This window comes from Limosilactobacillus coleohominis 101-4-CHN, from assembly GCF_000161935.1.
GTDB classification, from domain to species: Bacteria; Bacillota; Bacilli; order Lactobacillales; family Lactobacillaceae; genus Limosilactobacillus; species Limosilactobacillus coleohominis_A.
Window position 1 is genome coordinate 26,071 of the sequence record NZ_GG698804.1, and the last position, 14,860, is coordinate 40,930.

The window sequence follows — 14,860 nt, forward strand, 5'->3', positions numbered from 1 at the left end:
TCACTATCTATCTTGACTAGTTAATTTCTCTAATTCTTCCACAATCTGGTTAATTTCCGCTAAGTCGGTCGCTTTGGCTCCACTGGCTAATTCATGGCCACCACCCCGGTGCTTCTTCGCCAGTTCATTAATTGCTGGGCCCTTGGAGCGGAGCCGGACACGGAAGTGACCGTCCTCTTGTTCGACAAAAATCGCCCACGCCTTAACCTCGTTAATGCGTCCTGGCAAAGGAACTACCGCTGACGTTCCCGCTTCAGTCAATCCAAAGCGTTTCAAAACTTGTGAACTCAGAACCACATAACCAGCACCGCTTTCGGAAATGGTCAAATTCTCGTAGACGTATGCGGACAGTCGGGCTAGTGGAACTGTAATTTGATTTTCCCGTTGGCTAATTGCGGCCGCATCTGCTCCATGGGCAATTAATGCCCCCGCGACTAACATTGTGCGCGCTGTCGTTGCCGGGTATAAGAAACGGCCAGTATCACCAACAATTCCTGCATATAAAGCATTCGCCGCTTTCTTCGGTAACTTTAAATCATCAGCAAAGTGTTGATAAAAATCATAAATCATTTCTGAACAGCTTGATGCTTCTGGACGAACCCACATTAAGTCACCAAAAGGTTCATCATTCGGATGGTGATCAATTTTGATTAACTTATCCCCATTATCAAATCGCCGGTCATCAATCCGGGGCGCGTTAGCCGTATCGACAACGATCACCAACGCATCATTAAACTCAGCTGATTTAAGATCATTCATCTGACCAATCCAACTCAAACTCGGAAAATCCTTGCCGACAACATAAACATCCTTATAAGGGAAGGAGGCTTTAATAATTTCTGCTAATCCAACTTGAGAACCAAACGCATCTGGATCTGGACGTTGATGCCGATGAATAATAATCTTTGGGTATTTTTTAATTTCTTGATAAATTTGGTCCAAAATTTCCATAATGTTCTCCTTATCAATTAATCATGATCCTAAATAAAAAAAGCTGGGACTGCTCCCAACTTTTCTCACTATTTAGCTGAATCTTGATGATCATCAACTTCAGCAGAATCCTTGGCATCATCAGCCGCGGCTTCTTTAGGAGCAGCTTCTTCTGCAGGAGCATCTTGAACTGCTTTATCTGCTGGCTTTTCTTCAACATTCTTTGCTGATTGCTTAGCAGCAACAACCCGTTGCACCGCAACCAGGTCAAACGTTAAGTAAATTCCTTCACAGTCAAGCGTAACTGTTTGTTCTTTTTCGTTGACTTCACTTACTACACCGTGCAGACGGCTAATAGTCACCACGTGATCGCCCGGTTGCAACTTGCTCATCATTGCTTGATGTTCCTTGCGTTGCTTTTGTTGAGGACGAATCATGAAGAAATACATGAAGACCACCATCAAAACAATCAAAATGATGCTTGACATACCTTGACTATTCAATATTCTTCATCCCTTCTAAAAATAATTCACCTTTTAAGAATACCAAAAAACAAGGGTAATTACCACTATCTTATTTCAAGCCTTAGTATAATATTTGGCAATTCGCCACAAGTCATTAATCTTTACTGAATTTTCTGCTTGAATTGCGTCCCGGAGTTGTTTAGCAAAACTATTAATCCACGACCAATTATTCAATCCCAAATAATGGTCAGCTAAGGGATCACGCTGATGGTTAAGATAGTGTAAGTAAGCATACGTAACCTGGGTTGTGGCATGCACGGTTATTAATCGTGAATCATCCTGATATTTTTCATGACCAATCCTACAAGAACCTGTTGCTGTATATAGCTCACCACGATGAGCAGTTTCCATTGGTGACGCAGTGATCACAATATCAACTCCCAAGCGCAGTGCGGCAAATATTTGCCAACTATCTGATGCAATAATCATTCGAGGTCGATCTTTTGGCAATAATTCACAAGTTTCTTTCACAATTCGAGACCACTCTTCAGGTTCATCTGGCAAATCAGCAATTAAGTAACCGCATTTGTCACCTAACTCGGTAATGCAGTGGCTACGAAGCGCTCGCAAGCCAGCACCGACAACCACTCCCCACTCACTATTGATTTGTTTCTGCCATGTGAGGTTCAATTCGACCGCAGTTTTCAAATCGTCAACCGGCGAATAGTAGTCAGGAACCTGATAAATAGGAAATTGAATATCAGCTTTGCCCATTATCTGGAATTGATTTGCTTGGTAACTCGTTAACCGTTTATGAGCTTTGGTAAATGGTTCTTCATAACGAACCCCCAGCTCGCCAGCATTTTTCTTAACCTTCTGCATGGGTCCAAACTCCGCTACCAATGACATTAAAGGTCGTGACCAGTTCATAAATCTTTGCAATGAACCAAGTTTTTGCATCGCTTTTTCACCAAGTTGCACAAAGAACGGCAATGCCGGTATCACTAAAGCTTGGCATTCTAGCGATGCTAATTCAGTCGTCGTTAATGGACTAACTGCTTCTCGTTTTGCAAAAGGAATCACTGCTGGTGTTTGAATTGAACCATGATCAGTAATTAATTCTCCCCTCCGTAGTTGTTCCTTTTCAGAACGTGAAGCTAAAATTTTAAACTGATTTTTCATTACCATTTCCTCATTTAATTCGACTCATAATTTAGCCCTAAGTGTTCATATGCGGCTGGTGTTACCACTCGACCACGGGAAGTTCGTGACAGAAAGCCGATTTGTAATAGGTATGGTTCGTACATTTCCTCAATCGTATCGACTTCTTCACCAATATTGGCAGCAATGGTTTTCACCCCGACTGGTCCACCATGATATAGGTTAATCATTGTTAAAAGCACCTTCCGGTCGACTTCATCCAAGCCCTTGCCGTCAACTTGAAGTAAGTGGAGTGCCTTAACCACAATCTCATGATCAATGGCTGGCTTTTTAGCGACCTGAGCGAAATCGCGCACCCGCTTTAATAATCGGTTGGCAATTCGTGGTGTCCCTCGCGACCGCAATGCTAATTCATGTGCTCCTGTCTGCTCAATTGAAATTTTAAAAATACCCGCACTCCGTAAAATAATTTGCTGAAGTTCTGCTGAATCGTAGTACGCCATATGTTCAACAATTCCAAAACGATCTCTTAAGGGAGCCGATAATGCACCAGCCCGGGTGGTTGCTCCAATCAATGTAAAGGGCGGTAACGGAAAATGAACCGGATGTGCAGTCGGCCCTTCACCAACCACAATGTCAATATAGAAATCTTCCATGGCTGAGTACAGCATTTCTTCAACCACCTTCGGCAACCGGTGAATTTCATCAATAAAAAGAATATCCCCAGCTTGCAATTCATTTAATAGTGCCACTAAATCCCCAGGCTTTTCAATTGCCGGCCCACTGGTCGTTTTGATTTGCACGCCCATTTCATGAGCCACCACCATTGCTAACGTCGTTTTACCAAGACCCGGTGGTCCATACAGCAAAACATGGTCCAGTGCTTCCGAACGGGATTTAGCAGCTGTGATGTAGACTTTTAATTCTTTTTTAATTTTACGCTGACCGATGTAATCATCTAAAGTCTGCGGACGTAAACTCTTTTCGATCACACTTTCATTTTCGTTCGTCGCTTGATTTGACATAATATTTTCTGCATCACTCACCATTACACCCTCCTTTCACTAACTCAATAGGGTCAGGCCCTTCCGCAGATATTGGTCTGTCGAGAGACCTCCTTCTTGTTTCAGTGAACTAGCCACTTTTTTAACATCCTTTGCCGAATATCCCAACGCCTTTAATGCAGCTAAAGCATCCGCCAATTCAGGGTTATCCTGATTATTCGTTGGCAACTGTTCAACTTGTGGTTGCAAGTCAAAGGTTGGCAATAGTGAGTCAACCTTATCCTGCAATTCAATAATAATCCGTGAAGCAGTTTTCTTACCGATTCCCGGAAATTTGGTAATATATGAAACATTATTATTAGCAATTGCTTCGACCAATCCCTCATGATCAGGGTTCGCCAAGATCGCTAAAGCACTCTTCGGCCCAATCCCAGATACGGCTAATAATTTAGTAAAGAGACGCTTTTCTTCGGCATTGTGAAAACCGAATAAACTAATTGCGTCATCGCGAACTGCTTGATAGACATAAATCTTAGTTGCATCTTCATTTAATGGGTAGCTATATGGGTTGGCAACTTGAACCCGAAAGCCTACCCCATTCACTTCAATTACTAAATAATCAGGATGGGCTTCCGTAATCGTTCCCAGTAGATATTCGTACATTCTCTTCCTCGTTTCTAATACTCATGATCATCAAAATCGTTGGCAAACGGTTGATGACTTTCTTGAATCCGTTTAAATAATTTTTCTAGGTCAGTATCAGTAAAGTGAATCAATACTGGACGGCCATGAGGACAATTAAATGGATTTTCACAATGCGGTAAAGTTTTTAATAGGGCTTTAGCTTGTAAATCATCCAGGTGGTGATTAGCTTTGATGGCCCGCTTACAGCTCATCATAATCGCCGTTTTGGCACGAAATTCTGCTACCGTAAGATGACCATTTTGAATTACCCAATCAATCATTTCACGAGCAGTATCTTCTTCCTGACCATCAATAAACCAAGTTGGATGGCTTGATAGTAAAAAGCTATTTTGCCCAAATGGTTCTAAGTGGAGACCAACCTGTTGCAAAGTGGTTAATTGTTCATTAATTTTTAACGCGTCTGAAACAGAATAATTCAATACCAACGGCTGTAAAAAGTTTTGCTGATCAGCCGAAACCTGCCCAATTGCTTTCCTAAACCGCTCATAGTTAACCCGTTCTTGGGCGGCATGTTGGTCAATAATATATAATCCATCAGAAGCCTGTGCCAATAAAAAGGTCCCTTGTAACTGGCCAATGTATTGTAATTGTGGAAAGCGCTGTTGATCATGATCTCCTTGGTCATTAATCGCCAAGCTTACTTCTTCCGTGTGCTGATTAGTCTCTTCCCTGTTATTCACAGTGGTTTGCTCATCATTAAACGGGGTTGCAACCTCATTTTGATATTTACGATCAAATTCCTTTAAACGCGGTTGTTGAAGTTCAGCCCGACTATGGATAACAATCGGGGTTGCAACAATACTATCCCTACTATCAACTTTCGCCGGATTACTATGATCCATCATAACAGGGGTTGCGGCTTCATTGCTCGTTAAATTAGCAGTTTGACTATACGTATCAGTTTTTTCTTCAACCACCGACGAATTCGGTGTGGTTAGTAATTGATTGGCCCGTTCGCCAACATCTGGAATTAAATTCTGCTGGGCAATTTTCTGCTGAATGGTCGTACTGATTAAGGTTGCCAGTTGTTGCTCTTTACTCAGACGAACCTCTCGTTTAGCAGGATGCACATTAACGTCCACTAAAAGTGGATCCAAATCAATATTAACGACAACTACTGGATAGCGACCAACCATTAATTTAGAGCCATAACCCTCAATAATTGCTTTAGTTAATTGGTAATTACGCACGTAACGATGGTTGATAGTAATCGTCATGTACTGCCCGCTTGCCCGGGTTAGTTCTGGTAAAGAAACAAGGCCATCCACCGTAAAGTCTGGATCAGCACCGTGAATTGCTAACATTTTACGACCCACTTTGACCCCATAAATTGCTGCAATCACTTGTTGAACATTGCCATTTCCAGCCGACCGAAACATTTCCCGACCGTCATGAGTAAATGAGATGGCTACATCAGGATTGGCAAGCGCTAACCGGTTAATAATATCAACCATTCGACTAAGTTCCGTCTGCGGTGATTTGAGGTATTTTAGGCGGGCTGGAGTGTTAAAAAACAGCTCACTAACTTTGACATCCGTACCGCGCCGTGCTGGTGCAGCCTGAAAATCTTTTAGTTCGCCACCATGAAAGTGGATCATTGTTCCTGATGCACCACCAGTTGCCGTGGTCATCACCACATCTGCAACTGAAGCGATACTTGGTAACGCTTCGCCACGAAATCCCATCGTCTGCACGCGGAACAGGTCTTGCCGAGTGCTAATCTTACTGGTTGCATGGCGTTTAAAAGCTTCTTTAACATCTTCCGTGGCAATTCCATCACCATCATCAATCACCCTTAATTCACCCAGGCCTGCTTTTGTCACCACAATATCAATTCTTTTACTGTGGGCGTCAAGTGAGTTTTCAACTAACTCTTTGATAATTGAGGCTGGGCGTTCGATTACTTCACCAGCCGCAATTTGATTAGCAAGTACATTATTCAACTCATGAATTTTACCCAATTCACATCATCCTTACTTTAACTTTTGCTGCCACTGGTAAACTTGATTCATTACTTCCATCGGCGTCATACTCATCAAATCTAAGCCCTGTAATTGCTTAAGCACCTTATCATTTCGCCGATGATTTGGCTGCTTAGGTGCTGGTGAAAAGAGTTCCAGCTGGCCATCTTGTTCCACTGGATATTGCGGTTGCGTATTGCTTTCATTGACCGTATTAACTTCTTTAGACTCAGTAACCGTGGCTCCAGCAACGTGATCATCCTCATGTTCACTCTCTAGCGACTGTAAGATATGATTAGCCCGCTTCAGCAACGTTGCAGGCATCCCGGCCAGTTTAGCAACATGAATCCCATATGATTTATCTGCTGGTCCATCTGTTACCTTATGGAGGAAGATTAATTCACCATTTTCTTCAGTGGCACCAACATGAACATTTTGCAATTTATCCAACTGCTGATCCAAGCCCGTTAACTCATGATAGTGAGTAGAAAAGAGGGTCTTGGCGTGCACATTATTATGAACATATTCGATAATTGCCTGTGCTAGTGCCATCCCATCATAGGTCGCCGTCCCCCGACCAATTTCATCAAACAAAATTAAGCTATTACGGGTAGCATGCAGTAAAGCATTGTTGGCTTCCATCATTTCAACCATGAAGGTACTTTCACCTGATACTAAATCATCGGCAGCACCAATTCGGGTGAAAATCTGATCAAAAATCGGCATATTAGCTTTTTCAGCCGGAATAAAACAACCCATTTGGGCCATCACTGCCGACAAGGCCAATTGGCGCATATAAGTACTCTTTCCTGACATGTTAGGTCCGGTAATCAGTAGGATATCCGTATCTTGCCCCATTTGAACATCATTTGGGACGTATTCTTGATGGCCCATAAACTTTTCAACTACCGGATGACGACCATTTTTGATCATTAGCTGATGATCATGATTCAACTCTGGCCGCACAAAATGATATTTTTCAGAAACTACAGCAAAGCTTTGTAAAACATCTAATTCAGATAACGCTTCTGCAAGCGCTTGAAGCCGCTCAATCGCGGTTTTCACCTGCTCACGAACTTCCACAAACAAATCATACTCCAATGCGGTTGATTTTTCCTGTGCCCCTAGGATTAGCGCTTCCTTTTCCTTTAATTCTGGGGTTGAGAAACGTTCTGCGTTCGTGAGGGTCTGTTTTCGTTCGTAGCGATCTTTAGGGAGTTTATCCAAATTAACCTTGGTAACTTCAATGTAATAGCCAAACACATGGTTATAACCAATCTTTAAGTTATTAATTCCGGTCGTTTGACGTTCTTTTTGTTGCAAATCGGCAATCCATTGTTTTCCATTATTCATGGCATCACGGTAATTATCTAGTTGATCATTATAGTGGTCTTTAATAACTCCACCATCCGTTACCGAAATCGGCGGATCATCATTAATGGCCTGGTCCATTAGATCAGCAATATCTTCCAGTGGATCCAAACGATTACCAAGCTCGTCAAACACTGGTGAATCCATCGTTTCCAACACATATTTAATTTTCGGTACCTGTTGTAGCGAAGTTTTTAATTGGATCAAATCACGACCATTAACACTACCGTACGCCACGCGCCCGGCCAATCGTTCTAAGTCATACACCTTAATTAATTCATCTTGAAGATTCTGACGTTCAAAGTAATTATCTAAAAGAACTTGTACTTTATCCTGTCGCTTTTCGATCTTTTGCTGGTCGATTAATGGTCGGTCTAACCAGCGTTTTAATAACCGACTTCCCATCGCCGTTTTGGTTTCATCCAGCAACCATACCAGTGTCCCTTGTCGTTTACCGCTCCGTAGGTTCGTCATTAATTCAAGATTAGTTTTTGAATAATGATCAATTTTCATAAAAGAGCTGGGCTGATATGACTGTGCAATTTGTAAATGCGCCAACGAACGTTTCTGGGTTGTCAAAAGGTATGACACCAAAATAGCGACCACGTGTTGCTGATTTTGGTTTTCCAGATTCTGGGTCAGATAGCTAACTTCTGCTTCCTTTGCCAACTGAGATTGACTAGAAATCAAAATATTCCGTTTTCCTAATTCATCAATAATGGATTGCGGCAGCTTTTCCAAATGAACAACTTCACGCGTTTGCAGGTTAATTAATTCATTCATCAATTCACTCTGCTGCTGAAAAGTTGTCGTTTTCAATTCCCCGGTTGATAAATCTGCATAAGCCAGGCAGTAGTCACTACCATCAAGGTAGACCGCTGTTAAGTAATTGTTACTCTGGGCCTGATCGCCCTTTAGGTCCATTTGTGTTCCCGGAGTTACTAATCTAGTGACTGCTCGTTTAACCATGCCCTTAGCTTTTTTGGGATCCTCCATCTGCTCACAAATGGCTACCTTATACCCCTTGTCAATCAAAATGTCGACATAGTTTTCCACAGCACGGTGCGGAACCCCACACATTGGAATGGGATTTTTCGCGCTATGACTCCGACTGGTTAATGTTAACTCCAGTAATTGTGCACCCTTAATCGCATCATCATTAAATAGTTCATAAAAATCACCCAACCGATAAAACAAAAAAGCATCCGGATATTGGTCCTTTACTTTCTGATATTGTTCCATCATTGGTGTTAGCTTTTTGGCCACTATTTTCACCTCTCGTTACTTAATCTCTCTTCTCACTATTTTAAACGAAAAAGGCCGGGTCAACATCCCAGCCTCGTTTTTATTTTGCATAGTCTACAGCACGAACTTCCCGAATAACCGTGACCTTAATGTGTCCGGGATACTCTAACTGATCTTCAATTTCATGTTTGATATCATGCGACAAGGCAGCAGCCTGGTTGTCAGAAACCTTCTTCGGTTTAACAATAACCCGGACTTCACGGCCAGCCTGAATTGCATAGCTATGGTCAACACCCTTATGATGATTGGCAATTGATTCAAGCTGCTTCAGCCGCTGAATGTACTCCTCCAAAGACTCACTCCGTGCCCCTGGACGGGCGCCAGAAATCGCGTCTGCCGCTTGAACCAGCACCGCAATAATGGATGTTGCTGGGACATCTCCATGGTGCGAAGCAATTGTATTAATGACCACAGGATTTTCCTTATACTTACGGGTCAATTCAACCCCTAATTCAACATGAGAGCCATCAACTTCATGATCAATTGCTTTACCAATATCATGTAATAATCCGGCCCGCTTAGCTAATGTGGTATCTTCGCCCAGTTCAGCTGCCATAATCTCTGTCAATTTAGCAACTTCAATTGAGTGTTGAAGAACATTTTGACCATAACTTGTCCGGTATTTCATTCGGCCAATTGTCTTAATGAGATCCGGATGCATACTATGAATTCCGAGGTCAAAGATCGTTTCTTCACCGACTTCACGTAGTTGTGCATCCATATCATTACGTGCCTTTTCAACTGCCTCTTCAATCCGTGCCGGATGAATCCGCCCATCTTGAATTAGTCGCTCCAGTGCCATTTTGGCAATTTCTCGGCGTACTGGATCAAAACCACTCAGTACTACCGCTTCAGGCGTATCATCGATAATCAAATCGATTCCCGTTAATGTTTCTAGGGTCCGAATGTTCCGTCCTTCACGACCAATAATTCGTCCCTTCATATCATCATTAGGGAGATTAACCACTGACACTGTTGCTTCTGACACCATATCAGCACTACTCCGTTGAATAGCACTAACAATTAAACTTTTAGCTTTCTTTTCCGCTGTTAATTGTGCGTCTTCTTCGCTTTCTCGGATCATCTTATCGCGTTCAACCGCTAACTCTTCTTTTAATTTCGCTAGCAATAGTTTCTTAGCTTGATCCTCACTTAATCCTGCAACTTCCTGCAATTTATCTGCTTGTTGCTTGATTAAATTTGCCACTTGTTCATGATCTTTTTGAACTTGTTCTCGTTTTGCATCCAATTTGGATTCCCGAGAACTAATTACATTTTCTCGATCTTCTAAGGCACTATCCTTCCGATCCAACGTGTTTTCCCGTTGAATTAAGCGTTCCTCTTGTTTTTGAACTTCTTGACGACGCTCTTGTAGATCTTGTTCTACACTTTCCCGATAGCGATGACTTTCTTCCTTTGCTTCCAGAATGGCTTCCTTTTTTGCGGTTGCCGCTTCTTTCTTAGCAGACGAAATGATTTCCTTAGCATTATTTTTGGCCTGTTCAACTTGTCGTTCTACAATGAAACGACGAATAAAGTAACCAAAAACACAAGCAACAATAGCGATGACGGCCGTCAATATTTTCATTATGACCCCTCCAAATCAACTATTGAGTTGTGATTTAATCAATTAAATTACAAACTGCCGTGTAAAAAACACGTACAAAGTTAATTTTAATCGTTGTCGGAAAGGGTGTCAATAAATGGTTGTTCCACAAATAAAAAATGCGTGAGAAAATAACATGCTTTCTCACTCATTTTTAGTTCACTATTTTTCCGAGGCCTCTTCAATGGTTTCTTGGGTACTTGCTGGTTCCTGGCTGGCAGCAGTCTTAGCTTCAGCTTTATCTTCATCGCTAACCGGCATATTATAAGCTTCCCGGACCTTCGTCATTAATTCCTGCATTTGTTCAGGGTGTTCGCTTAACCACTTTTTGGCATTTTCACGACCTTGCCCAATCCGATCTGATCCGTAGGAATACCAAGCCCCACTCTTCTTGACCAGATTCTTTTCTACGGCCATGTCAAGCAATTCACCCGTCTTGGAAATTCCTGTGCCGTACATAATGTCGACTTCAGCACGCTTGAATGGTGGGGCAACCTTATTTTTAACAATCTTAATTTTGGCACGGTTTCCGATTACTTCCTTCCCCTCTTTAAGTTGTTCGCCCCGACGAATTTCAATCCGAATGGTTGAGTAGAATTTCAAAGCCCGACCACCAGGAGTAGTTTCCGGATTACCAAACATCACTCCGACCTTTTCACGGATCTGATTAATAAAGATGGCAATCGTTTTGGTCTTATTGATTTCACCAGAAAGCTTCCGTAAGGCTTGTGACATTAAACGGGCTTGCAGACCCACATGGGTATCACCCATTTCACCTTCAATTTCTGCTCGTGGTACTAAAGCAGCAACTGAGTCCACAACGACAATATCTACCGCACCACTAGCAATTAAGGCATCCGCAATCTCTAATCCTTGTTCCCCAGTATCCGGCTGAGAGAGTAATAAATTGTCGATGTCGACCCCTAATGCTTCCGCATATTGTGGATCTAAGGCATTTTCAGCGTCAATGTAAGCGGCTGTACCGCCTTGCTTTTGAACCTCTGCTACTGCATGGAGCGCCACCGTAGTCTTACCAGAACTTTCTGGCCCGTACATTTCAATAATCCGTCCACGAGGGTATCCACCAATCCCAAGTGCATCGTCGATTGCTAAGGAACCACTTGAAACTGACGCAATTTTGGTATCTGCTGCATCCCCCATTCGCATGATGGAGCCCTTACCAAAGTTTTTTTCAATTTTTTTAAGAGCATTATCTAATGCTGTCTTTCTTTGATCTGCCATTATTTTCCTCCTTAACAGGATCCTGTTTTAATAATATCAGTTTTTTATCAAAACACAAGCATTTTTCGAACCAATGTTCGAGTTAATTGAGAGATTTTAGTAAATGTTCAATAGCCAACAAACCCCGTTGGACGCTTTGCTGACGGATTGCTTGTCGTCCCATTTGCTGCGACAGATGTAACTGCTTGGTGATCGTTTGTTGGCCATTTGCGATACCAATCCAAACTTCCCCTACTGGATGTCCTGCCAAGCCATCCGGGCCAGCAACTCCAGTAAAACCAATGCCCAAATTTGCACCAGTTAATTGACGTGAATGTTGCGCCATTGCACCTGCAACTTCCCCACTCACTACACTGTGTTCATTAATTAACTCTTCTGGAATTCCCAGCAGCTTAGTTTTCATTTCAGTGGCATAGGTAACAAAACCACCCGTAAATACTTCTGAAGCACCCGGTACTGAACAAATTGTAGATTGGAACAAACCAGCTGTCAGGCTTTCTGCAGCAGAAATCGTCATGCCCAACTGTTTTAAGTGTTTAACAACCTGACTTGCTAAAGTCAGTCCTTCTCCACTTCCAAAATAATAACTTCCTAACTCACTAACAATCTGCTCTTCCGCTTGATCCAATCGCTGCTGAGCCACGTCCATCGGACAATCAAAAACCGTCAAACGAACTTGGGTTTCATCTGGTTGAACATATGAGGTTGCAATCACCTTCGTCTGTGTCCCCATGACTTTCTGAATATCATCCATCAACGTTGATTCTGGATAACCAACAAAGTGCAATACCCGGTTCATGATAGTTCGGCCACTAGTCAACTTCTCCAAATGTGGCCGCAATGATTGAGTTACCATTGCCTGAAATTCACGTGGTGGTCCTGGCAGCACCACGTAGGTATGGTCATGATCACTAAAAATACTACCAAGTGCCAAGCCAACTGGATTAGTTAAAGCTTGCCCACCTTTTAAGTAGTATGCCTGACGAATATTTTCGGGACTCAAAGTAAGGTGCCGCTGGCGGAAGTCGTCTTGCACCGTTGCCCAATACATGTCATCAAGTACCAGGTCGGTATTTAGTGCCTGGGCAACACTTGCCATCGTCACATCATCAGCGGTTGGTCCTAATCCTCCGCAAATAAAGATTAGTTGAGCACGTTGTTTGGCCTGTCTAATTGCCGTAACAATCCGTTCCTTTTGATCATCAACTGTCGTTTGCCAATAATTATGAATGTCAAACTGACGCAATTGATCTGCCAAGAATCGGGCGTTGGTATTGGTAATTTCACCTAACGTTAGTTCCGTTCCGACCGAAATAATTTCTGCATTCATTTTATTAACCCCCTAACTTATATAAACGAAAAAAGCCGGTGAAATAATTAAATTTCACCAGTCTTTTTGTTAACCGCTCTACTTAAAACCATCTGCGAACACACCGCGTCCTTGGATAAAATAGTCAACTCCTGAGTAAATCGTGAAGAATAGGCAGATATATAACATAATTTCACCAAACGGGATGTTCCAAATTGCAAAAATAGCATTATGAAGCAACAAGAAAATAATGGCAATGAACTGCGTGGTCGTTTTAATCTTACCCGGCATCTTAGCTGCTAATACTTGACCATTTTGTTCCACGATTAACAACCGTAATCCGGTCACTGACAATTCACGCCAAATAATGATACAAGTAACCCAAGCTGGCACCGCATGACTAGCAGTTAAAACGATAAACGCTGTCATGACCAATAACTTATCTGCTAATGGGTCGGTAAACTTACCAAAATTGGTTACTAAGTGGTCGCGACGGGCAATTCGTCCATCCAAATTATCAGTAATCGTTGCCACAATGAACAAGATTGTGGCGATCAACTGAGCAACCGGAACTGTAGCACCAAGAAACGTTACTGTTCCCCATGCCAGTGGCACAACCATTAAAATTAAGAAAAACGGGATAATTATTAACCGAACAATGGTTAATTTATTGGGTAAATTCAAGTTTCTTCCTCCTCATTATTGCCGAGTCGATTGTTGAGTCGTAGTCTGTTGCGCAGTCCCGTTATTTCTTTGCGTAGTCGCTCCTTGGGTTCGACTAGTCTGGGTTGTGACATTAGACTGATTATTGTTCGTGCGTTGCGTACTTGAAACGGTTGAACTACTTGAACTGCTGGAACTGGCTGTTTCATTGCCAAGTAAAATCGTTACTACACGGGTAGCTGGATACCGATTGTTATCCGTAAAGTCAAGTGTTTGGTTACCAATCTTAATCTTCGCAACCCGAGCATTACCAACCCGAATGGTAATACTGCGTGCATTCTTCGCTAAAGTAACTGTTTGCTTACCATTAGCAGCCATCGTTCGACTCAACCGGGTCATTCCATCAACCATCACACTGTTCGTTGAAGTTCCAGTCGTCGTAATCTCTAAACTAGTGGCTTTAGAAAGTGCTTTAGTGGACCGGTAAGTTACCGCATTGGCAGTTCGTGAACTTTGCGTTAATTTAAGCTCATCCTTTGCTTTTTTGGTCGTCTTTTTCGAACTGGATGACGCCTTCTTTTTACTAGATTCACCAGAAACTGAAACTGAACTGCTATCAATCTTGGAAGAATCATTATGGTTACGTGCAATTGCCGTTACCCAAATTGCTGCTAAAATTACCAAAACAATTACACTGATAATAATAGTTGGCAGATACTTACGCATACCATCAATCCGCTTTACTGCTGTCGGCCGGTTGCCGCTCCGTCGTGGTTCAACCGCTTCATTAAGGTGTTCGGAATAATCAGCTGTTTTGGTCTTTGGCAGATAGTCATCGTACTCTTTCAATAATTCATTACCATCTAGACCAACCGTATTGGCGTACTGCTTAATGAAAGCCCGGACGTAGAAATCTCCGGGTAATTCATCAAATTGCTCATCTTCAATTGCAATCAAATACCGCTTTTGGATTTTGGTGGCTTGTTGAAGATCATCAAGGGTAAAGCCATTTGCGACCCGTGCATCTTTTAGTTTTTTTCCAATATTGAGCTTTTGTTCTTGTTCTTCACTCATTATTAAGTTCCACACCCTTCTTTATTTAAACCAGAACCTAGTATAGCATACTTCGTCTAATGTAA

The 14,860-nt window shown here is 42.3% G+C and carries 12 protein-coding genes; all 12 read right to left on the reverse strand.

The genetic code is table 11. The features are described from left to right. Positions 1–3: 3 nt before the first annotated feature. Positions 4–951: a DHH family phosphoesterase gene (locus tag HMPREF0501_RS05220; protein WP_006916841.1), complete on the reverse strand. Its 948-nt coding sequence runs from the start codon at positions 949–951 to the stop codon at positions 4–6. 68 nt (positions 952–1,019) lie between these two features. Beyond that, positions 1,020–1,418 (reverse strand): preprotein translocase subunit YajC, encoded by a 399-nt coding sequence (yajC, locus tag HMPREF0501_RS05225; protein ID WP_040456036.1) that lies wholly within the window; start codon positions 1,416–1,418, stop codon positions 1,020–1,022. A 90-nt stretch (positions 1,419–1,508) separates the two neighbouring features. After that, on the reverse strand, positions 1,509–2,576 hold the full coding sequence (locus HMPREF0501_RS05230) for a tRNA-guanine transglycosylase (RefSeq protein WP_006916843.1): 1,068 nt from the start codon (positions 2,574–2,576) through the stop codon (positions 1,509–1,511). Between the two features lie 14 nt (positions 2,577–2,590). Next, positions 2,591–3,604, reverse strand: coding sequence for a Holliday junction branch migration DNA helicase RuvB (gene ruvB, locus HMPREF0501_RS05235; protein ID WP_006916844.1), 1,014 nt, complete (start codon positions 3,602–3,604; stop codon positions 2,591–2,593). 15 nt (positions 3,605–3,619) lie between these two features. After that, positions 3,620–4,222, reverse strand: a complete 603-nt coding sequence (gene ruvA, locus HMPREF0501_RS05240) for a Holliday junction branch migration protein RuvA (RefSeq protein WP_006916845.1) — start codon at positions 4,220–4,222, stop codon at positions 3,620–3,622. A gap of 14 nt (positions 4,223–4,236) precedes the next feature. Then, positions 4,237–6,225: a DNA mismatch repair endonuclease MutL gene (mutL, locus tag HMPREF0501_RS05245; RefSeq protein ID WP_006916846.1), complete on the reverse strand. Its 1,989-nt coding sequence runs from the start codon at positions 6,223–6,225 to the stop codon at positions 4,237–4,239. A 12-nt stretch (positions 6,226–6,237) separates the two neighbouring features. Further along, positions 6,238–8,862 carry a DNA mismatch repair protein MutS gene (gene mutS / locus HMPREF0501_RS05250; protein ID WP_040455965.1) on the reverse strand — a complete coding sequence of 875 codons (2,625 nt, stop codon included), beginning with the start codon at positions 8,860–8,862 and terminating at the stop codon, positions 6,238–6,240. Positions 8,863–8,941: 79 nt separating this feature from the next. Then, on the reverse strand, positions 8,942–10,489 hold the full coding sequence (gene rny / locus HMPREF0501_RS05255) for a ribonuclease Y (protein ID WP_006916848.1): 1,548 nt from the start codon (positions 10,487–10,489) through the stop codon (positions 8,942–8,944). A gap of 180 nt (positions 10,490–10,669) precedes the next feature. Then, complete coding sequence (recA, locus tag HMPREF0501_RS05260; protein WP_006916849.1) at positions 10,670–11,749, reverse strand: recombinase RecA; 1,080 nt, start codon at positions 11,747–11,749, stop codon at positions 10,670–10,672. Between the two features lie 82 nt (positions 11,750–11,831). Beyond that, positions 11,832–13,079, reverse strand: coding sequence for a competence/damage-inducible protein A (locus HMPREF0501_RS05265; RefSeq protein ID WP_006916850.1), 1,248 nt, complete (start codon positions 13,077–13,079; stop codon positions 11,832–11,834). A 78-nt stretch (positions 13,080–13,157) separates the two neighbouring features. Further along, the gene (gene pgsA / locus HMPREF0501_RS05270; protein ID WP_006916851.1) at positions 13,158–13,742 is read right to left on the reverse strand and encodes a CDP-diacylglycerol--glycerol-3-phosphate 3-phosphatidyltransferase; all 585 of its coding nucleotides are present in this window, start codon (positions 13,740–13,742) and stop codon (positions 13,158–13,160) included. Positions 13,743–13,757: 15 nt separating this feature from the next. After that, entirely contained in the window at positions 13,758–14,795 is a 1,038-nt protein-coding gene (locus HMPREF0501_RS05275) for a helix-turn-helix domain-containing protein (protein ID WP_006916852.1), read from the reverse strand. Between the last annotated feature and the right edge of the window lie 65 nt (positions 14,796–14,860).

Coding starts and splice junctions, on each gene's coding strand:
- HMPREF0501_RS05265 (WP_006916850.1), bottom strand. CDS start 13,079: ATGAATGCAGAAATTATTTCGGTCGGAACGGAACTAACGTTAGGTGAA.
- HMPREF0501_RS05220 (WP_006916841.1), bottom strand. CDS start 951: ATGGAAATTTTGGACCAAATTTATCAAGAAATTAAAAAATACCCAAAG.
- ruvB (WP_006916844.1), bottom strand. CDS start 3,604: ATGGTGAGTGATGCAGAAAATATTATGTCAAATCAAGCGACGAACGAA.
- ruvA (WP_006916845.1), bottom strand. CDS start 4,222: ATGTACGAATATCTACTGGGAACGATTACGGAAGCCCATCCTGATTAT.
- yajC (WP_040456036.1), bottom strand. CDS start 1,418: ATGTCAAGCATCATTTTGATTGTTTTGATGGTGGTCTTCATGTATTTC.
- HMPREF0501_RS05230 (WP_006916843.1), bottom strand. CDS start 2,576: ATGAAAAATCAGTTTAAAATTTTAGCTTCACGTTCTGAAAAGGAACAA.
- rny (WP_006916848.1), bottom strand. CDS start 10,489: ATGAAAATATTGACGGCCGTCATCGCTATTGTTGCTTGTGTTTTTGGT.
- recA (WP_006916849.1), bottom strand. CDS start 11,749: ATGGCAGATCAAAGAAAGACAGCATTAGATAATGCTCTTAAAAAAATT.
- HMPREF0501_RS05275 (WP_006916852.1), bottom strand. CDS start 14,795: ATGAGTGAAGAACAAGAACAAAAGCTCAATATTGGAAAAAAACTAAAA.